Genomic DNA, 25,751 nt, shown 5'->3' with positions numbered 1-25,751 from the left:
TTATTTGAGGGTAAAAACCTGTCGATAACTAAATAAAAACTGGCAATTTAGGTTTTATAAATACACGTTTTTAACACAGGTAGCGACACGTTATCCCCGCAGAATAATTAAGTATTATTGCGGGTTGGTATTATTGCGCCCTAGAATTCTATATTTACAAATAGCAGATATAAAAAAACCGCATATAATGCGGTTTTTTTAATCAAGCTGTTTTACGAGTCTTGTTTTGGTGAGTCAACGCTCTCTTCTTGAGGTTGCTCATCAGCAGGCTCTGCTTCTATTGCTTGTTCAGCAACAGGTGCTGGGCTTGGCTCATCTGCAACAGGCTGCGTTTGATAAAACTTAGCGCCTGATTCAGCCATACTTACTAACGTGTCGCATGGGGCAAAATTTGCATTGCTATTAGCTAATGTAGACATTTCAGAGCTAACCTTGCTGGCGCCCAATTTATCCATATAGCTAAACGGTCCACCTAAAAACGGTGGGAAGCCAATACCAAATATAGCGCCAATGTCGCCATCACGTGGGCTGGCAATAATGCCATCGTCTAAACAACGCACGGCTTCGTTAAGCATTTGTGATACACAGCGCTTAGCAATTTCGCTTTTATTTAAACGCGGTGCAGGGGTTACACCTAATAGCTCATACACTGACTCGTCAACTTTTTTGCTCTTTTTATCGTACTCATAAAAACCACGACCCGTTTTACGGCCTAGCCGTTTTGAATCAATCATACGAGAAAATGCATCTGGCGCTTTAAATCGCTCGCCTAATTCTTTTTCAAGAATTGGGGCAATTTTAGAGCCTATATCAATCCCTACTTCATCAAGTAAAGCAAGCGGCCCAACTGGGAAACCAAACTCTACAAGGGCTGCATCAATTTTTTCAATTGGCTCACCGGCAAGCATTAAATTAGCTGCTTCATTTACATAAGGCGCTAAAATACGGTTTACGTAAAAGCCTGCCATGTCTTTTACCACAATGGGCGTTTTACCTTGCTTACGTGCAAAGTTAACTACGCGCGCAATAGTCTCTTGAGAAGTCCCTTCGTGCGGAATAATCTCCACGAGTGGCATTTTTTCAACTGGCGAGAAGTAATGCAGGCCTATCACGTTTTCAGGGCGCTGTGCCTGTGCTGCAATTTGCGAAATAGGCAGTGATGACGTGTTACTTGCAAAAATAGTATTGCTTTGGCATTGCTGCTCTATATCGGCAACCATACCTTGCTTTAAGGCTAAATCTTCAAAAACAGCTTCTACTACTAAATCAATGTGTTTAAAGCCACTGTAGTCGGTAGTACCGGTAATACGGTTCATTGTTAACTGCATATCAGCTTTAGACATAATGCGGCGTTTAAGGCGCTTATCTAAAATTTTGTAGGTGTAGTTCATGGCATTACTAATGCCCTGCTCTGCTACATCTTTAATGCGTACAGGGACTTTGGCTTTTACTGCGCTTACATGTGCAATACCAGCACCCATTAGGCCGCCACCTAAAACAGCGGTTTTACTGATTGCTGGCGCATCGTCGTTGCGCCACTCTTTTTTCATTTCAGTGGTTGCAAAGAAAATACCGCGAAGCGCTTTAGATTCATCACTCATTACAAGTGTTGCAAAGCTTTCAGCTTCTGTTTTGTATGCTTTTAATTTATCAAGCTCTACACTTGCACGCACAGCCTTAATAATTGCAAGCGGCGCAGGGTAATGTCCGCCGGTTTTTTTAAGGACGTTTTCTTTGGCTTTTTTAAAGATAAAGTTACGGCCAAACGGGTTTGACTCTAATAATTTACTTACTTTATCAAGCTTTGGCTCTTTATCTGCTGGCTTTTTCTTAGCGGCAAATTCTTTAGCGACTTTTAGTAATACGCTTTGTGGTACTACATCATCTAATACGCCTGCTTTTTTAGCTTGCTTAGGGCGAATTTGCTTGCCAGTTAGCATCCATTCAAGTGCTTTTTGAATGCCTACAATTTTAGTTAAACGCTGCGTACCGCCGCCACCTGGTAATAAACCAAGTTGTACTTCTGGCAGGCCTACTTTAGTCATATCGCTATCTGTGCCTACGCGGTAATCACACGCTAAAGCAAACTCTAAACCACCACCAAGCGCAGCACCATGTATTGCACTTACTGTTGTATAAGGTAGTTTTGTCATATCAAAAAAGGCTTGATGACAAAGTTCACTAATTGCTAACGCATCTTCACGCTTTTGCACGCTATCAAGCATTTTTACATCAGCGCCCGCGATAAAGTTATCGCTTTTACCACTTATAAATACCATACCCTTTACTGACTCTTGCTTAGCCGCTTCAAGTAAAGCTTTTAAGTCATCAGCGAATGAGTCGCGCAGGGTGTTCATTTTCTCACCCGGCACATCAATGGTTACTACGGCAATTTTGTTTTCATCTACCGTTAAATTAAATACTGAATCTGTCATTACGCGCTCTCCAATACAAAGGCTGCACCTAAACCACCAGCAGCACACGCTGTTGTTAATGCTAAACCGCCACCACGACGTTTAAGCTCGTGTAAGCTTTGCGTAATTAAGCGAGCACCGGTTGCAGCAAATGGGTGACCATATGCCAGTGAGCCGCCGTTAACGTTAAACTTATCCATGTTAATTTCGCCAATTGCTTTGCTACGACCAAGTTGCTCTTGCGCAAACTTATCAGATGCAAACATTTTCATATTGGCAAGTGTTTGCGATGCAAAGGCTTCGTGCATTTCAATTAAATCTAAATCAGCAAGTGTAATTCCTGCTCTATCAAGTGCGATAGGCGTTGAATGCGCTGGGCCCATTAGCATGTCTTTTTCTACACCAATTGCCGAAAACGCAAAGCTACGTACATAACCTAAAATTTCGTAGCCTAGTGCTTTTGCTTTGCTTTCGCTCATCATCAGTACGGCAGCTGCACCATCGGTTAATGGTGTTGCATTAGCAGCGGTAACCGAGCCATGTTGGCGATCAAATACCGGTTTAAGCTTAGCGTAGCCTTCAACTGTAGAATTTTTACGAATGTTATTATCTTCTTCAATAAAGCTTTTATATGGCGGTAAGTGCGCCGTCATTACTTCATCTTTTAACTTGCCATCAGCCCATGCTTGGGTTGCAAGTGAATGCGAGCGATGCGCTAGTGCATCTTGATCTTCACGGCTTATGTTATGTGTTTTAGCCATTTGCTCAGCAGTTTGCCCCATTGAAAGGCCTGTTGAGTACTCAGCAACCGCAGGCGGTACTGGTAATAAATCTTTTAAACGCAGTTTTGAGAATATTTGTAAACGCTGGCCTAAGGTACGTGCTTTGTTTAAATCAACTAAGCTACCTGCCAATTTTTTACTTACGCCAATAGGTAATACTGAAGATGAATCGGCGCCACCGGCAATACCTACATTTACAGAGCCTGCCATAATAGATTCAGCTACATTAGCAATGGCCTGAAAGCTGGTAGCACACGCACGCGATACTGAATACGCGTCTACGCCTACTGGCATACCCGTACCTAAAACAATTTCACGTGCAATATTTGGCGCTTCTGGCATTTGTACTACTTGACCAAATACAAGTTGATCGATTTCTGACTTGTCGAAATTTAATCGTTCAAGCATTTCGTTAACCACCAACTTACCCATATCAAGGGCTGGTACATGGTGAAACGCTGTTGCTTGTTTTGCAAAAGGAGTACGTAAGCCGCTAACGATGGCAATACGGTCGCCTTTTGGTGTTTTTAGTATGTTTTGCTCAGACATTTATGCTCTCCCGCTGACAGGTCTGACCTGTTTGTTTTCCTCGATTCTAAACAACCCGTGTGCTAAAGCCAATAGATAAACACAAATTTATACAAAAGCACTAAAGGTAGATATATACATAGTGCTTAATATTGACTACCACAATAGGCTTTTTTACGCGTTTTTACAAAGTTTTGTGGTACGCTAAAAACCGTTAAAAAATAACGAACTATTTTTAAAAATACAGTCTAACTCTTGAGTTACTCACTTATAAACCTTATAACTAGGTCAGTATTAATCACCTAAAATAAATTAGGTACAAACCCAGCTGACGAGGAAGTCTATTTATTATGGCAGCTAACGCATTCAAACAATTAAAAACGTACTTAGATACACAAATTATTGGCCAGCCAGAGCTTACTCAAGCACTCCTTATTGCCATTTTAGCTGATGGCCATCTATTAGTAGAAGGCCCGCCAGGGCTTGCAAAAACCCGAGCTGTTAACGCCCTTGCTAAAGGTATTGAGGGCTCGTTCCAGCGCGTGCAGTTTACGCCCGACTTATTACCTGCCGATGTAACCGGCACCGATATTTACCGCCAACAAACCAGCGAGTTTGTGTTTGAGAAAGGCCCTTTATTTCATAATCTTATTTTAGCCGATGAAATAAACCGTGCCCCAGCAAAAGTACAATCAGCCCTACTAGAAGCCATGGCAGAACGCCAAGTAACGGTAGGCAAAAACACCTACCCGCTAAGCGATTTGTTTATGGTAATGGCGACCCAAAACCCGCTGGAGCAAGAAGGGACTTACCCGCTGCCAGAGGCACAATTAGACCGCTTTTTATTACATTTAAGCATTGATTACCCAGGTGCAGAGCACGAGCTAGACATACTGCGATTAACCCGTGGTGAAGCACTTAATGAACAACAAGCGGTTATGCAACAAATTACCCAAAGCGATTTATTTGCCGCTCGCCAAGCTATTTTAGGCTTGTATTTAGCCGAGCCGCTTGAGCAATATTTAGTACAGCTTATTATTGCCACTCGTGAAGGGGCTAAGTTTGATGAGCAACTTGGCCGTTGGATTGAGTTTGGCGCAAGCCCGCGTGCTACCATTGCACTTGATAAATGTGCCCGTGCCCACGCTTGGTTACAGGGCCGCGATTTTGTAGCACCCGATGACATTCAAGCCGTTGTACATAATGTACTGCGCCATCGTATTATTTTAAGCTACGAAGCACAGGCTGATGGCATTACTAAAGATCAGGTTATAAGCCGCATTGTTGAACTTGTAGCCGTACCCTAAGTTATGCAAACACAATTAGACTCAAAGGCGTGGCTAAAAGAAAGCCACAGCCACGGTGTAAATTTAGCGCTAAAAGAATTGCTGTATTACAAAGCTAAAGCACAGTTACTCGAGCTTGCACCAAAAGTTAAAATTAAAAACAGTTTAACTGGGCAATACCTTGCGCCCCATAAAGGCCGAGGCATGGAGTTTGCCGAAGTGCGTCATTACCAGCAAGGTGATGACATTCGCTCTATTGACTGGCGAGTAACAGCGCGTACTGGCGAAACCCATACAAAGCTTTTTCAAGAAGAAAAAGAGCGCCCTGTTTTTGTATTTACTGATTTTTCAAACTCTATGCTATTTGGCTCAAAGCTGCTGCTTAAGTCGGTACAGGCTGCGCACATTAGCGCGCTAGTTGCGTGGTCGGCGTGTCAACGCGGAGATAGAATTGGCGGTATTGTGTTTAATCAACACTCGCATTTAGAACTAAAGCCCAGCGCCCGCGAAAAAGCGGTATTAAAGCTGTGTCATAACCTATGCGACAGCCACCAGCAAGCACTTAACAATATAGATAAACAAGCAACCAATAACTTTAGCGATAATTTAAAACGCCTTAACCACTTAGCTAAACCTGGCAGCTTAGTGTATTTAGTCTCTGACTTTAATGCCTTAGATGATGCAAGCTTTAAACAATTAGAAATATTAAGCCGCCACTGTGAGCTGATAGGCTGTCATATAAGTGATCCGTTTGAACATACGCTCCCCGCGTTTAAAAACACTGTCACGGTTAATGCCAACGGCCAAGATTTTGCGCTACCGCTTATGGATAAAAGCTTTAGAGAACGCTTTGCAAAAAACGCCGAGCAAGCATTTAGCACACGCCTAAATCGCTTAACTAAATCGGGTCTTAACTTAATATCATTCAATGCAGCCAGCCCGCTTGAGCTGCAATTAGTGAGAAAATAACCATGCAAACCAATCCACTCGATGGCCTGCACGATATAATAGCGCCAAGCCAAGTTAGTTGGTGGCCACTCGCCCCTGCTTGGTGGGTTATTATTACCCTGTTGTTTATAGCACTGTGTGCAGCTGCTTTTTGGTTTTACAAAAATTATAAATTTAAAAAGCCTAAGCGCTACGCAATCGATTTAAGCCACAACGAGCAAAGCGCGCAAACACTTCATATTATTTTAAAGCGCCTAGTAATAGAGTATTACGATAAACGCCTAGCAACGCAATCAACAGCTAACTGGTGTAACACACTTAATACCTTAACCGGTTTAAGCTTTACCGAGCATGAGCTTTTAAGCCTGTATAATGCGCAGCAAACCAATGACGCGCTTAACGAAAAATTACGCCAAGGCATAAAGCAATTTAAACTAAAGGAGCCAGTACATGTTTGAATTTAGCTGGCCATGGTTGTTTTTATTACTACCTCTGCCCTTATTACTTTTATTATTAAAACCTGCTGCCAGTAACGCCCATACCCGGTTACGTATTCCAAGCTTTGCCAAACATAATTTAGCCAGCCAAAGCCTTGAAAAAAGCGCACGTAAACTAACTATTTTTGAATGGCTACTTTGGCTATTACTGGTCACTGCTGCAGCCAACCCGACATGGTTAGACGACCCTATTTCATTACCAAACGAAGGGCGCGATATAATGCTTGCGGTCGATTTATCTGGCTCAATGACCGAACAAGACATGGCTTACAACGGCCAATATGTTGACCGCCTCACTATGGTAAAGGCGGTATTGAGTGACTTTATAGAGCAGCGCCAAGGCGACAGGTTAGGCCTGATATTATTTGGTGACACCGCATTTTTACAAACGCCACTGACTCGCGATGTTAAAACCGTAAGTAAAATGCTCAGCGAGTCTCAAATAGGCTTAGTTGGGCGTGCCACTGCTATTGGCGATGCGCTAGGTTTATCGGTAAAGCGTTTTGCCAACAAAGATAAAAGTAACCGTATTGTGGTGCTATTAACCGATGGCCAAAACACAGCAGGTAATTTAAAACCTGAAGATGCCCTACTCCTTGCCCGCGAGGAAGGCATAAAAGTATATACCATAGGTGTTGGCTCAGATAACCCCCGTGGATTTAGCCTATTTAATATGGGTGGTATGAGTGGGGGCAGCTTAGATGAAAGCTTGTTAAAAGACATTGCCGAACAAACCGGTGGGTTATATTTTAGAGCCAAAGATGTTGCTGGCCTTCAGCAAATTTACGCAGAGCTGGATAAGTTAGAGCCAATTAGCGCAGATGAGCAAACATTTCGCCCGCAAAGCTCATTGTTTTACTACCCACTACTTATTGCTATTTTACTCATTAGTTTAAAAGTAATGTTAAGCACCTTACGTGCATTAAAGGAGCCTAACTAATGGACTTTACATTTATTCGTCCCGCTGTTTTGTGGCTTTTAATACCTGCACTTGCGTTGTTTTTTATAGCCTTTATTAAGCATAAAAAACAAAGCGCAGATAACCTAATTGCCCCTCATTTGGCGCCGTTTATTATGAACGAGTCAAACACTAAAGCCAGCCAACCACTTTGGCTGGTCGCTGTATTTTGCTGTTTAGCTATTATTTTTAGTGCAGGCCCTAGCTTTGAAGAAAAACAGGTTCCTGTATTTCAAAGTAAAAGTGCCCGTGTGATTGTAATGGATATGTCGTACTCAATGTACAGTACCGATATAGCACCAAATCGTTTAATGCAATCACGCTTTAAAGCACTCGATATGATTGAGCTATTTAAAGAAGGCGAGACCGCTTTAGTTGCCTATGCCGGTAGTGCATTTACTATCTCGCCACTTACAAACGATGCCACTACGCTTACTAATTTAATTCCGAGTTTAAGCCCAGACATTATGCCCGACAAAGGCTCTAATGTTTTAGCTGGCCTTGATATGGCAAACGAGCTTTTAACGCAAGCAGGCTATATTGATGGCGATATAATATTAGTCACCGATGGCATAGACCAAGGAGAGCAAAGCGATATTACTAGCTTTACCAGTAATTCTTCTTATCGGCTAAATATTTATGGCGTAGGCACAGAGCAAGGCGCACCAATTAAATTACCTGAAGGCGGTTTTTTAAAAGACAGCTACGGTCAAATAGTCATCCCCACCATTAACATAAGCCGCTTAAAAAGCCTTGCGACCCGCAGTGGTGGAAAGTTTGCCCTTTACCAACCAAGCAGCAGTGACATAGCCACTTTTGCACCAAGTGCCAACAGTGAGTTATTAAAAGATGAAAAACAAAGCCATGCCCTGTGGCGCATAGACGCAGGTATATATGGGTTACTTATTTTACTTCCCTTAGGCCTTTATTTATTTAGAAGTGCAGCATTTGTAGGCGCCTTTTTAGTACTCAGCGTTTTGCCAACCCAACAGGCAAGTGCATTAGAGCTCCCCTCTTTTTTAAAAAACACTGATCAGCAAGCGCTAGATGCTTATAAAAATAAAGATTTTGAACGGGCCGCCAATGCCGACTCAAGCAGCTTAAAAGGGTCTGCGTTGTACCAACAAGGTAATTTTGATGCCGCACTAGAAGCCTTTAGTAAAGATAAATCAGCCACTGGTTTTTATAACTATGCCAACGCGCTTGCCAAATCAGGACAGCTAGAACAAGCCATAGATGCTTACAAACAAGCACAAACGCTACAACCTAACTTTAGCGAAGCCGCTGATAACCAAGCTTTGGTTGAGCAGTTGCTCGAGCAACAGCAGCAACAGCAGCAACAGCAAGAGGGTGATTCGCAAGATAATCAGCAACAATCTGATCAAAGTGAGCAACAAAACAATCAGCAATCAGATCAAAGCCAACAAGGTGAAAATAGCGATTCTCAATCAGAGCAAAGTCAAGGCGAGCAATCACAAGATCAGCAAGGTGAGCCAAGTGATGAGTCTGACACTGAGCAAGACCAACAAAGTGCTGAGTCGGGTTCACAATCAGATAAACAAAATGAGCCAGAACTACAAACTCAGCCACAAGCTAATCAAGAGCAAAAACAGCCTGAGCAAACAAACGAAGAACAAGCTGAAAATACTCAGCCGCAAACAGCGCAGCAGCAAACGTTAACAGATGAGCAAAAGCAAAATGCTCAACAACAAGCCGCGCAAGCACAAACGCGTGAGCTCACCAACGAAGAGAAAGAAAAAGCCCAGCAGCTTAACCAGTTATTAAGAAAAGTACCGGACGATCCGGCAATTTTATTACGGAATAAAATGCAATTAGAAGCCCAAAAAAGACAATATCAACGTCGCCCTACAGGAGTAGAAAAATCATGGTAATGCGATTATTTTGCTGTTTATTGCTATTAAGTGCGATGCCATCATGGGCCGCCACCAAATTAGAGGCAAGCGTAGATAAAAACCCAGTCCTTGCTGGCGAATTTTTTATGCTTAACATTTCAGTTGACGACACAATAAAAAGCGAGCAACCCGACACCTCGGTGTTACTTAAAGACTTTGTAGTTGGGCCAACAAGTTTAAGTACGCGCACCAACATTATAAATGGCAGCATTAATAAGCAAACAACCTGGTCTGTTAAGTTAATGACCCGTAATGAAGGTGAATACACCATTCCGGCTTTTAACGTGGCCGGTTTAAGCTCGCAGCCAATAAAACTAAAAGTGGCAAAGCGCGCTGCCGATGCTGATAAAAATAACGATATTTTTTTAAAAACATCACTCTCAAGTGACTCGTTGTTTGTTCAAGAAGCTGGCGTATATACGATTAAACTCTACCTAGCAAAAGAGCTGCTTGATGGCAGCCTAAGTACGCCCAGTATGCAAGATGCACAGCTTACGCAATTAGGTAAACAAACCGAAAGCTATGAGCTTGTAGATGGTAAACGTTATTTAGTGATCACCCGAGAATACTTACTACAACCGCAAAAAAGTGGTGTATACACCATTGTTGGTCCTACGTTTCAAGGCCGTGTACAGCAAAATTACCGCCAATTAGAGGTGTCGGCTTTAGGGGATGATCAGCAACTTGAGATAAAACCTATTCCGGCAAACTATAAAGGCGCATGGCTACCCAGTGAGTTAGTTAATATTGATGAGCAGTGGCAGCCTGATGAAAATACAGTGGAAGTTGGCACGCCTATTACACGCACTATTACCTTAACCGCATTAGGGGTTACTAAAGAGCAACTGCCCGAAATTGATATGAAAACCATTGCGGGAATTCGCAGTTACCCCGATGATGTAGAAACAAACAATGCCGTAAGAAACGGACGGGTTGTATCTCAGCAAACAGCGTCATTTGCGTTATTACCACAAAAAGCGGGCACCTACACCCTCCCAGAAATAACACTGCCTTGGTATAACACCAAAATGAACCGCATTAGCTACGCTACATTGCCTGAGCGCACTATAACGGTAACTCCTAGCGCCAATGCTATAAACCCAGGTGCTATTGCAAACGACAACCTTAATACAGGTGAGCCAACTTTGCCTGCTAATAAAGTAAGTAATACACAGCAGCCCAATACAACAATAGCCGCGCCGCAAAATGTTATTCCGCTTTGGTTAATTATTGTTGCCGTGCTTGGGTATATTTTTTGGATAATCACTGCAATTTTTTATTGGTTAAGCCGTTCTACTAATAATGAGCAAAAAAATAACAGTGTATCTGTAAATAAAGCCCAAACGCTTTCATTAAACGCGCTTAAAAATGCAGCTAAATCAAACAATCTCAATGCATTTTATAGCGAACTAAATGAGGTAGCGATTAAGCTTACGGGCAAAAAGGTGGCTGCGATAGATACGTTAATACACAACATCAATAATGATGAACTGGCGACGCAGGTTAACCGTTTACAGTCAGCTCTTTATGCAAATAGCAGTGCAGATGTCGATCTTAATGCTATTATTAACATAATTGAGCAGCACCAAGTTCAACGTACAAAGTCGCAACAAGCTGTATTAAAAGACCTTTATTAACTAGTTTGATAAATTTAGGTCTTTTCATGCATTAAATAATAAATTTTAATTAAAAAAGTACTTATGCTTGGAAAGAAAAAATCAAATAATCAGGTCTTAGTTGATATGGCAGAGAAACAAAAGCGCTATGAAGCCTTGGTCCATGTATATAATAAGGAGCTTTATCGCTTTGCTTATTGGTTATGCCGTGACCCACATATTGCAGATGACCTAGTACAAGAAACGTTTTTACGTGCTTGGCGCTCGCTTGACTCATTATTGGATCAAAAAGCCGCCAAGCCTTGGCTGCTGACTATTTTGCGTAGAGAAAATGCACGTCGCTTTGAGCGCAAGCAGTTTGACTACAGCGATGTAGAAAACGATACACTTGTCGATGAAACCAGCCATTCGTTAGATGATGAAATGGAGCAAACGGTTATCCAGCGCCAAATTGCGCTGCTATCTGATGAATACAGAGAACCCTTACTTCTGCAAGTTGTTATGGGGTGCTCTGGTGAAGAAATAGCAGAGATTCTCGATTTAAATAAAAACACGGTTATGACTCGTTTGTACCGTGCCAGAAACCAACTTAAAGAGGCTTTAAGCCGTGATGATGAACAACTTAAAGGGGCATCAAAATAATGGATGAACTTGAGTTTCGTCGACGCACTATTGCGCAGCCAAACGATTTAGATAAGGAGCTTTTAGAGTTTGCTAAAGAGAGCTCTGAGCGACAAAACTTTATAAGCGATATGAAAGACTTTGATAAACAAATTCAAGATGCGTTAGATGTGCCTGTGCCTGACAACCTTGCTGAGCGTATTCTTTTAAACACCTCGTTAAAAGAAAAAGCAATGCAAGAAGAGCAAGCAACTGGGGATAACGTTGTAGATGCACGCTCACGTTTTAAGTTTGACCGTGTTCACTTAGCCCTAGCCGCGTCTTTTTTTGTAGCTATTGGCGCATTCTTTTTTAGCACAGAGCAACACATTGCCCATGAAGCAGGCGAACATGCTTTAACCCATGTTTACCATGAAATTACCGCCCTTGAAAAAACCAATGCTATTAGCCTACAAAGCGTTAACGATAAGCTTGCACTGCTAGGCGCTCATATAGAAGAGCTGCCAGGTAAAATTACTTATGCGATGTTTTGCGACTTTAAAGGCGAAAAAGGTCTGCACTTAATTTTTGAGTCGGACTTTGGCCCCATGACGGTCTTTATTGTTCCTTCTGAGAATAAGTCGTTTGGGTTTGGCGAAGATGATTTTCATGATGCGCGCTTTGCAGGTCATATTAATCGAGGCGACAAAGCCGATACTATTTTAGTGGCTAATTCCGGCGCGCCAATTAATGTGTACAACGAGCGGGTTACCAATGCCATTCGCTGGCTGTAACTAGCGCTTAACGACTAAAAACCGCTGAGTAACACTGAGCGGTTTTTTTGTGCCTATTCAGCGCTCATTTTTCATCCAAAACAATTGATTTTAAATGTAATTATTAATTTTTACTGAAAAGTTAATTATACTCACCGCTCAGTTTAACTTAGGGAATTACATGAAGAACATCATCGTTATATTTTCATTACTTGCACTACTGTGTACAGCAAGTTTTGATGCACACGCACGCAAAAAGTTTGGTAGTAGTAAACGCGGTACAACCCCAGCAACACAACAAACCACACAAAAGCAAAAAGCCGATACCACAGCACCTGCAACCAAGACAAAAAGCAGTAAAAAAGGCATTATGGCCGGCGTATTAGGCGGATTGTTAGCCGGCGGTTTAATTGCCGCTATGCTAGGAGATAACTTCGAGGGCATGCAGCTATTAGAAATTATTTTATTAGCAGGCGTTGCCTTTATTTTGTTTAAACTTATTACGGGGTTTATGCGCGCTCGTCACTCCCCGCAATTAGCCGGTACACACGCTACGGGGCACTCTGCTTTTAAGCAAACTGCCGCAGAGCAACCTACTAACAGTGGTTTTACCCAGCAAAGCGCACACACTGAGCAAGTGCCTTTCAATTTACCCCCTAATTTTGACGTAAATGGCTTTTTACAAGGCGCACGTAGCCACTATCACACTATGCAAACTGCTTGGAATAATGCTGATTACGCCACGATGGCTGAGTATTTAAGCCCATCGTTAGCTCAAGAGTTTAAAACTGAGCGCGAAGCGATTGAACGGGTAGCGACTGAGGTGATGTTTATTGATGCCGAGCTTGTACGCGCTGAAACAACAGCAAATTCGTGGCAAGTAAGTGTGCAATTTAAAGGCAAATACCGCGACTTAGACGACAAAAAAGAAGAGCCTATTTTAGAGATTTGGCACCTTCAGCGTGCTACCACCTCCGATGCACCGTGGCTGATTGTAGGCGTAGAAGACTTAATCGAAAGCGAATAGTGCTGTAATTATAGTTATACCAATTCGCTTAATTAAGTGATCTACTTTGAGGGAGGATAAACGTGTTGATAGCTCGGCAAAAAAATCGCTATTTAGGTGTTCTAAATGAGAGCTTTTTAACGCAGGTAGCGACACGTTTAGCCCCGCAAAATAATTAAGTATCATTGCGGATTGGTATTAGCTAATTGGTATAAATAACAGCTAAAAAAAACCGCCCAGCCTAAAGTTTAGGCTGGGCGGTTTTTTATTACTGTTATGTAGTAGTATTATTTACAAACGTCAGCAACGGCGTTTGCGAAATACTCAATATTAGTATCACTAATACCTGCAACATTTACGCGGCTAGAACCAACAATGTAAATACCGTATTCTTTTTGTAGGCGCGCAATTTGCTCTTTATTAATGCCTAAGAAAGAAAACATACCGTGTTGACGTTCAATAAACGAAAAGTCTTGCTCTATCTCTTTTGCTGCTAAGCTTTCTTTAATTAAGCTACGTAAACCATTAATACGATTACGCATTTCATCAAGCTCACTGTGCCACATTTGTGTAAGCTCTGTGCTGCTTAAAATAGTGTTTACAATGTCAGCACCGTGCGCTGGAGGCATTGAATAAATACTACGAACAACGCTTAATAGCACTGAATTTGAAATATCAGCGGTTGCAGTGTCTTTTGCAATAATTGAACACGCACCAATACGCTCACGGTATAAGCCAAAGTTTTTAGAACATGATGAACAAATAATTAGCTCTTCTACTGCATCAGCTAAAATGCGCAGTCCACGTGCATCTTCTTCAAGTGACGAGCCAAAGCCTTGGTAAGCAATATCAATAAGTGGTGTAAAGCCAACTTCTTTTGCAAGCTGAGCAACTGTGTTCCACTGTGTCTCGTTTAAGTCCATACCACTTGGGTTATGACAACAAGCATGAAGTAGCACAATATCCCCTTTTGGTACTTGCTTAAGGGTGTTTATCATGTCGTCGAACAATAAATCTTTGTTTTCGTAATCGTAGTACGGGTATTCTTTAACGTTTAAGCCCGCAGCTTCAAACAAGCTAATGTGGTTTGCCCATGTTGGCGTAGTTACCCACACTGTTGCGTCTTTATTGCAACGCTTAACAAATTCAGCGGCAACGCGAAGTGCACCTGTACCACCTGGTGCTTGTGCAGTACGTACGCGGTTTGCTAAAAGTGCTTGGTGCTCACCTAGTAATAGGTTTTCCATTTTTTGACAGTAGTCTAAGTTACCCGCTAAACCAATGTAAGATTTGCTTGTTTCGTTTTCTAAACGAAATGCTTCAGCTTTTTTTACCGCTTTTAATACCGGTGTGTTGCCTTGCTCATCTTTATAGACACCTACACCTAAATCAATCTTGTTAGGGTTTGTATCTTGTTTATAGGCTGCCATAAGGCCAAGAATAGGATCTGTTGGTAATGGTTTTAATTCTGAGAACATTAGCTATCTCTTATCATTAATTAGGGGTTGGCTGTTGTAGTAAGCTTAACATAAAAGCTTACCTTCTTGGCTAGTGATATTTACACTAGAAAGTGAGGAATTTTAATGCAGCACGCAACTAATACAGCCAGTGTACGGCTATCAAAAAAGTCGTTACTAAATGCCTCTGCATCTATAATACCGACGCATTCATGTTGCTCATTAAATAAGGGTAAACAGGTTTCAGCTTTCACTTTAGGGTCGCACGTATAGTACTCGCCACCTTGTGCTAAATAGTTTTCTACGTTGTTAATTACACGCCCGCGCTTAGACAATGCAACTTGTACATTATTGCTGCCTGCTGCAAATGCTTCAGTAAGAGGAAACAGTGGACGGCTTGGCGCACCTTGATACGCCAGCTTTAATAATTGCGGACCCTGAGCAGTGTCAACCGCTTGATAAATACCATACCAATCGACCTGTGTTTCCTGCTCTATGTAATTAACTATATTTTGTAGGTTTGCTAGTTTTTGCTCGTTTTGAGAAGTCGCGCTCACGTGATCAGTAAGTTTAAATGGCTCATCTTGTAAATAACCAAACAAACTACACGCACCGCCTTCACCGAGTTCAGGAATTTGATATTCCCAACGTACAGACGGCAGCGCGCTTGCAGCAATATACTGTTCTAGCTGCTCTAGCTCTTTGGCAATTAATTGTGGGTCTATCTTTAATTGCGCTATATCAAGGTAAGAAGAAATCATTTGGCCATCCATACATCTAAAATTTTTTAGATAATAACATGGAAATTTTTTCTGAGCTATAGCAACTTGTAACACATTTCGACTTGGTTACCACTTGCGTTATACGTGACTTTTTCTGCCACTTCTTCGAGTAACGATAAGCCACGGCCAAACTCTGCGTTGAGTTCGGTGCGTGTAGAAGAGTCACTTGAGAATCCCCTGCCCGAGTCACAAATAATAAAGTACAAACATAAAGTATCTGGGCAATAACGCATATCAATAATAATCATCGCCTCTTTCATTTTACTCAGTGCTTGCTCTCTTAATTCATAGTATTTAAAAAAGCCATCGTCTTGTTTTTTTATGTCTGAATCAAGGCCTAACACGCCGTGATCAAGTGCATTGTTATACGCCTCAGAAAGCAATAAAAATATATTTGAGCGATGCGACCTAAGCCCCTCAACACTGCTTAATACATTAACAACATCATACACAGGGTCTGTGCATTTAATTTGCTGTGCGTTTAAGCTAAGTGAAAAGTTAAATGCCAAATTAGAATACGCCTCTTTGGCCTCAGGCTCTGGGGTTAGCGGCAAACAATTAAGCAGCACTAAGCTTAAGTCGTCTAATTGCTCACTGCCATTGGCAAAAGTATTTACATTATCTATAACACGCTGACTGCTGATCATCGGCTTGCTTTTAAGTGCTGCTAAAAAGCGCTGCTCACCATAAAAAATATCGGCGTCGTTGTTAGTTTCTATTATGCCATCGGTTGAAAGCACTAAGCGGGTGTTTTTATCAACTTCTAAATTAATTAGCTCATATTCAAATTCATCGCGGTCTAAAATCCCCAGCGCCATGTGTTGCGACTCAAGCGTTTGCTTTACTTCACCATCGGTATTTATTAAGTACGCATCTGGTAAGCCGCCAAGCCAGGCTGAAATACTTTTGCCCGAGGCACTGAGCTCAATAATAGTCGCCGCGCAAAACATGTGCTCTGGCAGTAAATTATGCAGTAATATATTGATCTCAGAGGCTATATCGTTAACAGCCATGCCTTTTTGCACCATAGTGTAAAATACCCGTGATGCAGGTAATGCTCCAATCGCGGCCGCTAACCCATGCCCGGTAAAATCACCCAACATGCAATATAAATTGCCTATTGGGCTTTGCGCGACTAAAAACATGTCACCGTTAAACATAGAAGCAGGAGAAAGGCTAAAGTCTAAATGGTCTTTAAACTTATCTTGGTTTTCGAGCGAGTTATTAAAAATGTGCTCAATTATTTCGTGCTCGCGCTCTATTTGATTGCGATGATACTCAAGTAAGGTGTTTTGTTGATGGGCTTTTTTACTTAATTCGCGCGTACGACTGTGCGCTTTAATTTTTGCGTTTAAAATTACTTTTTCAAACGGCTTTTGAATAAAGTCATCCCCGCCTACTTCTAGACAACGCTCAAAGCTGCTTTGATCTTCAAGCGAAGTAATAAAAATAATGGGTAGATAAACGTCGTTGTATCGCTGCTTAATCAGCTTTGCAGCTTCAAAGCCATCCATTACCGGCATAAGTACATCGAGTAGAACAATATCAATCGCTTCTTTTTCTAACACCTCAAGTGCTTCTAGACCGTTAAACGCAATTGATATTTTATAGTTTTCTTCGAGCAGCATTTTTTCGAGCAGGATGCGATTAAGCGCCTGATCGTCAACAATAAGTACGTGGGTCATTAGTTAATATCAAACTTCTTATCAAAACGTGATATTTGCAGTATTTTTTTAAGCTGAGGCTGACAATTACTGATCTCTATTGTTTGTACCTGGCTTTCAATGGTTTTTTTCATGTTAAGCAACATACCAAGAGCAGAGCTATCCATGTAGTCAGTCTCTCTTAAATCGATAATCACTTTATTTGTTTTAGGCTCAATTTGGGCATAGGCTTGGCGAAATGATTGCACTAAATTAAAGTCAAATTTGCCTTTAATTTGTATCGTTAAAGTACTTTCATCAACCGATAAACTCTTTGTTAAACTCATTATAAACTCCAATAATATTTCCTTTGACCTAAATATAACCTGTTAAAAGTATTTAGCAAAAATAAAAACACTCGCCAGCAAATTTGTTATTATTTAATACATCAATAAAAACGTTTATTTAGGTAAATTATGAGTGATAACCGCTTAGTATATTCAACCGATATGGGCCGAATTAGCCAGCCAAAGGTTGAGCAAGAACCCACTGTAAAACTATTTAAAGATGGCTTTATCCGCATAGAGCGCCAAACAAAGGGCCGAAAAGGTAAAGGTGTGATGTTGGTTGTGGGTATAGATCCAAAAGCGCACGATCTAAAAAAGCTAGCTAAAACCATAAAAAGTAAAATGGGCCAAGGTGGCGCGGTAAAAGAAGGCATTATTGAAGTTCAAGGCGATGATCGCGAAAAATTAAAAGGGATTTTAGAAACCCTTAAATTTAAAGTAAAAATTGCGGGTGGCTAAACCCGCAACTTTTTATTTGCTACTAGCAATGTTAGGCGCATCGTTTAATTTTTTGTATAACGCTGGCAGTTCGCTCTCAGCAATCGGTTTGCTGTAATAAAACCCTTGCACAATATAACAATTATTATTTTGCAAAAACTCTACTTGTTCAATCGTTTCAACCCCTTCTGCAACTACGTCTAATTTAAGCTTTTGCGCCATGGCTATAATAGCGGCGGTAATTTCCATGTCATTAGAATCAGCAGGGATATCTTTTACAAACGAGCGGTCAATTTTTAATATGTCGACCGGGAATCGTTTTAAGTAACTTAGCGACGAATAGCCAGTACCAAAATCATCAATCGATATTGAAATGCCCAGTGCTTTTAGTTCGTGTAACTGCGTAATAGCAGCTTCAACATTGCCCATTAGCATACTTTCGGTAAGCTCCAAGTGTAACCGCTTAGCACTTACCCCTGTTTGTTTAATAATACTGCTTAGCATGGGCACTAAATTAGCGTCTTTAAACTGACGTGCCGATAAATTAATAGATACGTTGTTATCTCGTCCATCTTGCGCTAAACGCACGGCAAACTCGCACGATTGCTGCAATACCCACTCACCGAGTTCAACAATAAGCCCTGTTGCCTCAGCAATAGGAATAAACTTGGTCGGCGATATAAGCCCTTCTACTGGGTGGAACCAGCGTAGTAGCGCTTCATAGCCTACAACGTGCTGAGTTAATGAGTTTATTTGCGGCTGATAATAAACCTCAAACTGTTTTTCTTTAATCGCATGGCGTAATTCGTTTTCAATGAACAGCCTTTCATTGGCAGCCGCGTTCAGCTCTTGGCTATAAAAGTGGTAAGTATTACGCCCTTTGGCTTTTGCCTCATACATTGCTAAATCAGCATGTTTTAAAAGCTGATCTTCTTCTAGGCTATCGTAAGGGGCCATTGTAATACCAATACTAGCGCTGACTATTACTTCGTTATTGCCAAGCTTTATAGGCACATTAAGTGTTTTTTGAATAGTATTTGCGACATCACTGGCATGCTCTTGGCTTTCAATACCACTGAGTAATACAGCAAATTCGTCGCCCCCTAGGCGGGCAATTGTATCTTCGGCGCGTAAGCGTGCTTTAAGGCGGTTAGCAACTTCAATTAGTAACTGATCGCCTGCATCGTGGCCTAACGTATCGTTAATGCGTTTAAATTCATCTAAATCAAAGTAAAAAAGTGCAAACGCATAATGGCCGCGCTCAGCCAAAGCCATTGATTTACGCAGCTGCATTCTAAAAAATGTTCGGTTTGCTAAGCCCGTTAACGTGTCAAAGTACGCAAGCTGCTCCATTTTGCGCTGGCTTTCTTTAACAAACGAAATATCTTGTGCGGAGGCTACATAACTGGTGATCTCACCGCCATCTTCACGAATAGGAGAAACACTTAACGATACCCAAATAGGCTGTTTATCATTGCCCTGAATCAAGGTATCACCACGCCAGTAGTTTCTACTGCGAAGGTCGATATTGATATCTTCAACCAAAATGGCCATCTCAGATGCGATAATATTCAACAGCGGCGCGCGGTTAAAGTGGCTCTCTGGGTAGCCTGTCATCTCCAGCATTTTGGGATTAACGTATTCTATAACAAAGTTTTCATCGGTGATCACCACACCGGTTCCTGAGAAGGCAACGGCTTTAGAGAGCCTATTAGCGGCTTTCTCGGCAATTTCTTTTTCTGTAATTCGCTGGTTTAACCCATCTATAAGCTTACGAATTTCTACGGTCATATCTCTAAATGAGCCGTTTAGCGTGCCTATTTCGTCTTTGTTCTCTGGCGGGAATTCGGTTAGTAATTGCCCTTTACCAAAGCCAGTAACTGCATGTACTAATGTGTGAATTCTGCGAAGCACTAGCTGATACAGCGCTTGGTGTAACAATAAGGCAACCAAGACCGCATAAAGCACAAACAAGCCAAAGAACTTCAGTTTTAAATCTTGCAGAGCAGAGAGCGTTGATGAGCGTTTTTTATAAACCCCAATATACCAGTCTAATTTATCAATTTTACGAATATTAATAATGTGTGCTTCATCATTTTGTACAAACGAATTAGCATACTCTGGTAATTTCATGGTAATTGCTTCATTTATAATGGCTTGCAATTGCGGATTAACGAATTCGTTTGTTGTTATTGTTTTATCTTTGCTGCCATAACTTGCTTGTAGCGCTGGGTTAAGACTCGGGTGAGCAAGCAGTTGGCCTTTTTTATCAAAAACCAGTAAATGTTTTTCTTTATCGCCCACAGGTAAAAATGAAATCAGCGTGTTTAAATCTATATCGCTGCCGGTCACCCCTAAAAATTCATTATCAACATACAAAGGGACAAGCAAACTAATAACCCATTTATGCCATACTTTATCGTAATAAACCTTAGACCACACAGGTTCTCTGCTGGGGTTTAAATCACTTTGTACATACTTAAATGTTGCACCATTAGAGCCTCTGAGTTCAGCCGGTGCGTTTAACGCCCAATTGGGAGGCGAGACACGGATGAAATCGTCTTTGGTGATCATATAAAAATTAAAAAAGTCGTGAATTAAGGTTGGTGAAATGACTTTCCATAACGACTCTGAGTTATTAAATAAACGCTTATAAAAAGGAGAATAATGCTGCTGAGGAAGAAATGCGGCTGAAAGGCCGTCGCTCGATGCACTGCGTATAGTGCCGTCGCTATTAAATTGTAACTGGGTTTTGTTAGATAAATTGATTGCTGAACTATCACTAAATAGCTGCTCTGACACAACATTATTAGCCTGTTTGGCAACGGCTGATTTTGTTTTGATTAGTGCGTCAAATTGCCTGATAAGTAATTCGGTGGAGCTTTTAAGTACTTCATGCTCTTCGAAAACTAATTGTTTCTCTTCAGATTTAAGCATCAGCGCGGCAGCGCACACACCGGCAATTAAACAAATTGCAGATATAAGCAACGACAGCTTTACACTTAAAGAATTTAGTCCAAAACGCGATGGAGGGCGTCTATACACCACAGGCCAACCTTACTATTTTAGTTGTTGTTATTTTTAGCTAATACCTGAAATATACCAGATCCCTATTCATATTTATAAACTATTTGTAAATTTTATCTAAATGTTAGCTAGGAGCTGATAATTATTCATTATGTCTATTTAAACTGGCTTGCTTGTTGACTTTGCTAGTAACACCTCATACATTAACAGCATGAAAATTATCTTATCTTGCACTTTTTTTTCTTTTTTTAGCTTCTTTATATAAAAGAGGCTGAACTGTTTGTGAGATAAAATCAATCGAATAGCAAAGCCTCCCACTTGGGAGGCTTTTTTGTTTTAGTTGCACTAAGCAACTTATTTTTGGAATGAGGAAACCAAAATGACCAACGATGTTTTAAACGCGCTCAGACACGATATTAACGAAATAGACTCTGATCTATTGGTGTTATTAGCTAAGCGCCGCCGTATTAGCCACGGTGTTGTTGAGTATAAAATTGCGAATAACAAACCGATTCGTGATGAAGCGCGCGAACTAGCCTTACTCGAAAAGCTGATTGGTTATGGCAAGTCGCTTGGTCTAGATGCGTATTATGTAAATAACGTTTTTCAAACCATTTTGGAAGACTCTGTGCTGCATCAGCAAGCCATGCTGCAAAAAAACTTAAACCCCGATGCATTAAGCGAAACACATCGCGTTACTTACTTAGGCGGGCAAGGCTCGTACAGTCAACTGGCATGTCATAAATACTTTAGCCGCCGCCCTGGTAAGTTAGTCGAAATTGGCTGTACCTCGTTTGATGAAATTACGGGCAAAGTAGAAAATGGCCAAGCAGATTTTGGTTTGCTGCCTATAGAAAACACCAGCTCGGGCAGTATTAACGAAGTATTTGATTTATTACAACATGCTCAAGTATCAATTGTAGGTGAAGTTACACACAGTGTAGAGCACTGCTTACTTGCTACCCCAGATACTGAGTTAAGCCAATTAACTAAAATTTATGCCCATCCTCAGCCATTTGCTCAATGTAGTCGCTTTTTACAAGGCCTCGGTGATTTACAACATGAAACCTGTGATTCAACCTCAAGTGCTCTACAGTCAGCTTTAAATACGCCAAATAGTGCGGCTATTGGCTCAGCGCAGGCAGGTAAAAACGTTGGCCTTGAAGTGATTAAATCAAACCTTGCGAATCAAAGTGAAAACCACAGCCGCTTTATCGTTGTGGCGCGCAAACCTCTGCAGGTATCTAAACAAATACCGACTAAAACCAGCCTTATTATGGCTACTAAACAACAAGCAGGTTCATTGGCTGATGCGTTAATGGTGTTTAAACAACATCAAATAAACTTAGTTAAACTAGAGTCTCGTCCTGTACCGGGTAACCCGTGGGAAGAAGTGTTTTATGTAGACTTAGAGGCAAACCTTGCCGATAGCCAAGTACAACATGCCTTAGAGGAGCTAAAAGAGCATACTCAATATGTGCGCGTTTTAGGCTGTTATCAAAGTGAGTCTTTACAAGCTGTGAGTGTTAATACCTAACCTAACACGCAAATACTAACAAGGGCCTAAGTAGGCCCTTTTTTAATCGCTCATTTAAAATGCTTTCAACGTATAGCTTAAGTAACTACACATTTTTAACCCTTTTAATCTAATACCTTGGCGTCATTTGCTTTATTTAGCAGGCTACGGCTTTGCGTTAAAAAGTGCGCGGTCGAGTCTGAAAAATACGCTTTAGCATCAGCAAATGCATCGATGAGTGCGCCTTTATCTCCCGCTTTTAGCTTTTCAAGAGTTTGTGCAAAGGTCTCTTGGTATTGCGCTAATAAACTCTCAACATTATCAAATTGGGCCAACATTATATCTGAGTATAGCTCAGGAGATTGCGCAAATAAGCGCCCTACCATCATCAACTCTAACTGATAAATAGGAGACGAGCAGCTTCTTAGTTCCTCAAGCGTATGGCTTTGCTTTGCTAAAAACTGCCCATAAACAAAGGTCGTTAAGTGGCGCATTACTTGTATTATTTGCATTGCTTCATCATGCTTTTTAGCATCTAGCTCAACAAGTTGGCAACCCCATACTTGCAACTGCTGTAGTAAGCCTTTCGCAGCATCATGCGCTCGGCCTTCACACACAACAACAGTTTGTTTAACCCAGTGAGAAATATCAGGGCCAAACATAGGGTGCAGGCCAACAACGGGCCCAGAGTGCGCCGCCTTTAATGCCTTAATGGGTGATTGCTTAACTGAGGTAATATCAACAAGCAAACAGTCATCATCAAGTTTAGGTAGCTTAGCAACAACGGCCTCAAGTGCATTGATAGGCACACTGATCATCACTAATTTTGCGCCAGCTAAAATGGCTTTAGCATCGTTTTGCTGATCTTTATCTAAAATCTTAACTTCATAACCTGAACGAATAAACTGCTGAGCAAATAACTGGCCCATTGCCCCTTGCCCACCTACAATTACAATAGGTGATAAATCAGGAGCTGCACAGGCAAGTTTAGCTTGTTGGTTTTGATAGGCTTCGCGCATCATGCGCCTTAATATGTCTTCAACAAGTTCAGGGCTGACTCCTTGTTTAATCGCTTCATCACGACGAGCAGCTAGCAAAGCAGCTTCTCTTTCAGGGGCATGCAGGGGGGCGCCATTTTGCTGCTTAATAGCACCAATTTTTTGGGTTATTGCATTTCGCTTTGCAAGTAAAGCAACTAATTGCGCATCGCATTCATCAATGCCATCTCGTAATTGTGATAAATCACTTAATTCAGCCACGTTTCTCATTCCACCTATAAACAACTCATTTCGTAAATATATATTTACATTTAAGTAAACTAATCAATACGTTAAATACTAACAGGATCAAGTATGGGTTAAAAGGCTAATGTAGCAACGCGAGTGAAGATTACTTAATACAGAGGGATGCTTTTGTGAAGAGGTAGTATGCTATTTAATGCTTAAAAACCAAAACGGGTTGCAACCGTGAGGCTGCAACCCGTTTTCTTTGCGTTGATAAACAGCGCGTATTAGTTAAGTTTTTCTCTAATACGTGCAGATTTACCAGAACGCTCACGTAGGTAGTAAAGCTTAGCACGACGAACCGCACCACGACGCTTAACTGTTACGCTATCAATAAGAGGGCTGTGCGTTTGGAATACACGCTCAACACCTTCACCGCTCGAAATTTTACGAACTGTGAATGCTGAGTGAAGACCACGATTACGCTTAGCGATTACAACACCTTCAAAGGCCTGTAGACGCTCTTTGTTACCTTCTTTTACACGTACCTGTACAACTACTGTATCACCAGCGCCGAATGCTGGTACGTCTGTTTTAAGCTGCTCTTCTTCAAGCGCTTTAATAATATTTTGGTTTACTTTTGCCATTATGTTTCTCACTTTCCTAGGTGTAACTGTCTTCTAGCCACAAGCTTTTTGGTACTCTTGCTGAAATTGTGCGAGTAATACCGCTTGCTCCTCAGTCAGAGCTAGGTTATGCAACAAGTCAGGACGTCGTAGCCAAGTTCTGCCTAATGACTGCTTAAGCCGCCATTTTGCTATCTCTTGGTGGTTTCCACTGAGTAGTACAGCAGGCACCTGTTTGTCGTCCAATGTTTCTGGCCGTGTATAGTGAGGACAATCTAGCAAGCCATCCGAAAATGAGTCTTGCTCTGCTGACTGGTTATGACCTAACACGCCTGGCACTAATCTCGCTACTGCATCAATTAATGTCATGGCAGGTAATTCACCACCACTCAAAATAAAATCACCAATTGACCATTCTTCGTCAACGTATGACTCTATTATTCTCTCGTCTATACCTTCATAGCGACCGGCAATCAAAATCAGCTTTTTAGAGTTTGCGAGTTCGCTAGCCCCTTGCTGATCTAATTTGCGCCCTTGCGGGGACATATAAATTACTTTTGCGCCATCACCTGCCGCTTTTTTAGCGTCAAGAATGGCTTGTTTTAATGGTTCAACCATCATTAACATACCTGGGCCGCCCCCGTAAGGACGGTCATCTACGGTTCTGTGCTTATCTAAAGCATAGTCACGTGGATTCCAGCAGTTAAAGTCAATTAAGCCATTTTTCACTGCGCGACCAGTGACACCTTGGTGTGTAATAGCATCAAACATGTCTGGGAAAAGGCTTATCACCCCTACCCATAATGAACTAGTTTGAGTCATTAAAACCCAGGATCCCAGTCTACGGTAATTTCTCTCGCTTCGTATTTAACTTCTTTAATTACTGAATCAGTTAAAAAAGGAATCAAACGCTCAGCTTGACCAAATGCATCTTTACTGTTTGCTTTAACAACCAGTACGTCATTCGATCCTGTCTCCATCAGGTCATCAACAGTGCCTAAATTGTAACCTTTATCAGTTACAACCGACATGCCAATGAGATCTCGCCAATAAAACTCGCCTTGCGGGAGTTCTGGTAATTGCGCTGAATCAACAGATATTTCTGCATGGGTATAAGCCATTGCTTCGTCTCTGTCGTTTACTTGCGCAATTTTAGCGATAAAGCCTTTGTTGTGGCGACGCCAGTCGACCACTTCTAAGGTCTGCCATTTACCTTGTTGCCCTATCAACCACGGGCTGAAATCGAAGATCCCTTGGGGATCATCAGTAAATGAATGTACCTTAAGCCAGCCCTTTATACCATATGGGGCACCGAGCTTTCCTACGACAATAATTGATGAGGTGTTCTCTTGACTCATGGTTACACTTACG

General features: G+C 41.5%; 22 protein-coding genes. 11 read left to right on the top strand and 11 right to left on the bottom strand.

Annotated features, from left to right (window positions below):
• Positions 1-212: 212 nt before the first annotated feature.
• Together fadJ and fadI are read right to left on the bottom strand one after the other, a co-directional pair.
• On the bottom strand, positions 213-2,435 hold the full coding sequence (gene fadJ, locus AN395_RS04095) for a fatty acid oxidation complex subunit alpha FadJ (protein ID WP_054982189.1): 2,223 nt from the start codon (positions 2,433-2,435) through the stop codon (positions 213-215).
• The gene (fadI, locus tag AN395_RS04090; RefSeq protein ID WP_024031879.1) at positions 2,435-3,745 is read right to left on the bottom strand and encodes an acetyl-CoA C-acyltransferase FadI; all 1,311 of its coding nucleotides are present in this window, start codon (positions 3,743-3,745) and stop codon (positions 2,435-2,437) included. Before fadI ends, fadJ begins: the two co-directional genes overlap by 1 nt.
• Before the next feature lie 329 nt (positions 3,746-4,074).
• Here fadI and AN395_RS04085 point away from each other — a divergent pair, with 329 nt between their 5' ends.
• From AN395_RS04085 to AN395_RS04045, 9 genes are all read left to right on the top strand, one after another.
• The gene (locus tag AN395_RS04085) at positions 4,075-5,031 is read left to right on the top strand and encodes a MoxR family ATPase (RefSeq protein ID WP_054982188.1); all 957 of its coding nucleotides are present in this window, start codon (positions 4,075-4,077) and stop codon (positions 5,029-5,031) included.
• Positions 5,032-5,034: 3 nt separating this feature from the next.
• Positions 5,035-5,979 carry a DUF58 domain-containing protein gene (locus tag AN395_RS04080; RefSeq protein ID WP_054982187.1) on the top strand — a complete coding sequence of 315 codons (945 nt, stop codon included), beginning with the start codon at positions 5,035-5,037 and terminating at the stop codon, positions 5,977-5,979.
• A 2-nt stretch (positions 5,980-5,981) separates the two neighbouring features.
• The gene (locus AN395_RS04075) at positions 5,982-6,416 is read left to right on the top strand and encodes a DUF4381 domain-containing protein (protein ID WP_029773479.1); all 435 of its coding nucleotides are present in this window, start codon (positions 5,982-5,984) and stop codon (positions 6,414-6,416) included.
• Positions 6,409-7,395, top strand: a complete 987-nt coding sequence (locus AN395_RS04070; RefSeq protein ID WP_024031872.1) for a VWA domain-containing protein — start codon at positions 6,409-6,411, stop codon at positions 7,393-7,395. The genes AN395_RS04075 and AN395_RS04070 overlap by 8 nt, the downstream gene beginning before the upstream one ends.
• On the top strand, positions 7,395-9,305 hold the full coding sequence (locus tag AN395_RS04065) for a VWA domain-containing protein (RefSeq protein ID WP_054982186.1): 1,911 nt from the start codon (positions 7,395-7,397) through the stop codon (positions 9,303-9,305). The genes AN395_RS04070 and AN395_RS04065 overlap by 1 nt, the downstream gene beginning before the upstream one ends.
• Positions 9,299-10,963, top strand: coding sequence for a BatD family protein (locus tag AN395_RS04060; RefSeq protein ID WP_054982185.1), 1,665 nt, complete (start codon positions 9,299-9,301; stop codon positions 10,961-10,963). The genes AN395_RS04065 and AN395_RS04060 overlap by 7 nt, the downstream gene beginning before the upstream one ends.
• A 63-nt stretch (positions 10,964-11,026) precedes the next feature.
• Entirely contained in the window at positions 11,027-11,584 is a 558-nt protein-coding gene (locus tag AN395_RS04055; protein ID WP_039972214.1) for a sigma-70 family RNA polymerase sigma factor, read from the top strand.
• Positions 11,584-12,336, top strand: coding sequence for a DUF3379 family protein (locus AN395_RS04050; protein ID WP_054982184.1), 753 nt, complete (start codon positions 11,584-11,586; stop codon positions 12,334-12,336). Before AN395_RS04055 ends, AN395_RS04050 begins: the two co-directional genes overlap by 1 nt.
• 160 nt (positions 12,337-12,496) lie before the next feature.
• Positions 12,497-13,342 (top strand): Tim44 domain-containing protein, encoded by an 846-nt coding sequence (locus tag AN395_RS04045; RefSeq protein WP_054982183.1) that lies wholly within the window; start codon positions 12,497-12,499, stop codon positions 13,340-13,342.
• A gap of 266 nt (positions 13,343-13,608) precedes the next feature.
• Here AN395_RS04045 and AN395_RS04035 read toward each other — a convergent pair whose 3' ends face one another.
• From AN395_RS04035 to AN395_RS04020, 4 genes are all read right to left on the bottom strand, one after another.
• A complete protein-coding gene (locus AN395_RS04035; RefSeq protein ID WP_004587316.1) occupies positions 13,609-14,799 on the bottom strand; it encodes an amino acid aminotransferase in 1,191 nt (396 codons plus the stop codon).
• A gap of 80 nt (positions 14,800-14,879) precedes the next feature.
• Positions 14,880-15,539: a GAF domain-containing protein gene (locus AN395_RS04030; protein WP_054982181.1), complete on the bottom strand. Its 660-nt coding sequence runs from the start codon at positions 15,537-15,539 to the stop codon at positions 14,880-14,882.
• Between the two features lie 56 nt (positions 15,540-15,595).
• On the bottom strand, positions 15,596-17,245 hold the full coding sequence (locus AN395_RS04025; protein WP_029773472.1) for a fused response regulator/phosphatase: 1,650 nt from the start codon (positions 17,243-17,245) through the stop codon (positions 15,596-15,598).
• Positions 17,245-17,550, bottom strand: coding sequence for an STAS domain-containing protein (locus AN395_RS04020; protein WP_004587319.1), 306 nt, complete (start codon positions 17,548-17,550; stop codon positions 17,245-17,247). The genes AN395_RS04025 and AN395_RS04020 overlap by 1 nt, the downstream gene beginning before the upstream one ends.
• 129 nt (positions 17,551-17,679) lie before the next feature.
• Here AN395_RS04020 and AN395_RS04015 point away from each other — a divergent pair, with 129 nt between their 5' ends.
• On the top strand, positions 17,680-18,009 hold the full coding sequence (locus tag AN395_RS04015) for a translation initiation factor (protein ID WP_054982180.1): 330 nt from the start codon (positions 17,680-17,682) through the stop codon (positions 18,007-18,009).
• Between the two features lie 12 nt (positions 18,010-18,021).
• Here AN395_RS04015 and AN395_RS04010 read toward each other — a convergent pair whose 3' ends face one another.
• Positions 18,022-21,036: an EAL domain-containing protein gene (locus tag AN395_RS04010; protein WP_200910440.1), complete on the bottom strand. Its 3,015-nt coding sequence runs from the start codon at positions 21,034-21,036 to the stop codon at positions 18,022-18,024.
• A 358-nt stretch (positions 21,037-21,394) separates the two neighbouring features.
• On the opposite strand from AN395_RS04010, the gene AN395_RS04005 reads away from it, so the two are divergent.
• A complete protein-coding gene (locus tag AN395_RS04005) occupies positions 21,395-22,552 on the top strand; it encodes a chorismate mutase (RefSeq protein WP_054982179.1) in 1,158 nt (385 codons plus the stop codon).
• A gap of 104 nt (positions 22,553-22,656) precedes the next feature.
• Here AN395_RS04005 and tyrA read toward each other — a convergent pair whose 3' ends face one another.
• The 4 genes from tyrA to rimM form a co-directional block, all read right to left on the bottom strand.
• Positions 22,657-23,790, bottom strand: coding sequence for a bifunctional chorismate mutase/prephenate dehydrogenase (tyrA, locus tag AN395_RS04000; protein WP_029773468.1), 1,134 nt, complete (start codon positions 23,788-23,790; stop codon positions 22,657-22,659).
• Between the two features lie 251 nt (positions 23,791-24,041).
• Positions 24,042-24,401 (bottom strand): 50S ribosomal protein L19, encoded by a 360-nt coding sequence (rplS, locus tag AN395_RS03995; RefSeq protein WP_004587324.1) that lies wholly within the window; start codon positions 24,399-24,401, stop codon positions 24,042-24,044.
• 33 nt (positions 24,402-24,434) lie between these two features.
• Positions 24,435-25,202 (bottom strand): tRNA (guanosine(37)-N1)-methyltransferase TrmD, encoded by a 768-nt coding sequence (gene trmD / locus AN395_RS03990; protein ID WP_054982178.1) that lies wholly within the window; start codon positions 25,200-25,202, stop codon positions 24,435-24,437.
• Positions 25,202-25,738: a ribosome maturation factor RimM gene (rimM, locus tag AN395_RS03985; RefSeq protein WP_004587326.1), complete on the bottom strand. Its 537-nt coding sequence runs from the start codon at positions 25,736-25,738 to the stop codon at positions 25,202-25,204. Before rimM ends, trmD begins: the two co-directional genes overlap by 1 nt.
• Between the last annotated feature and the right edge of the window lie 13 nt (positions 25,739-25,751).

Source organism: Pseudoalteromonas sp. P1-30 (assembly GCF_001400005.1).
In the GTDB taxonomy this organism is placed as follows: domain Bacteria; phylum Pseudomonadota; class Gammaproteobacteria; order Enterobacterales; family Alteromonadaceae; genus Pseudoalteromonas; species Pseudoalteromonas atlantica.
Note: the sequence above shows the minus strand (reverse complement) of the source record. Positions and strands in the feature narration are given on the sequence as shown.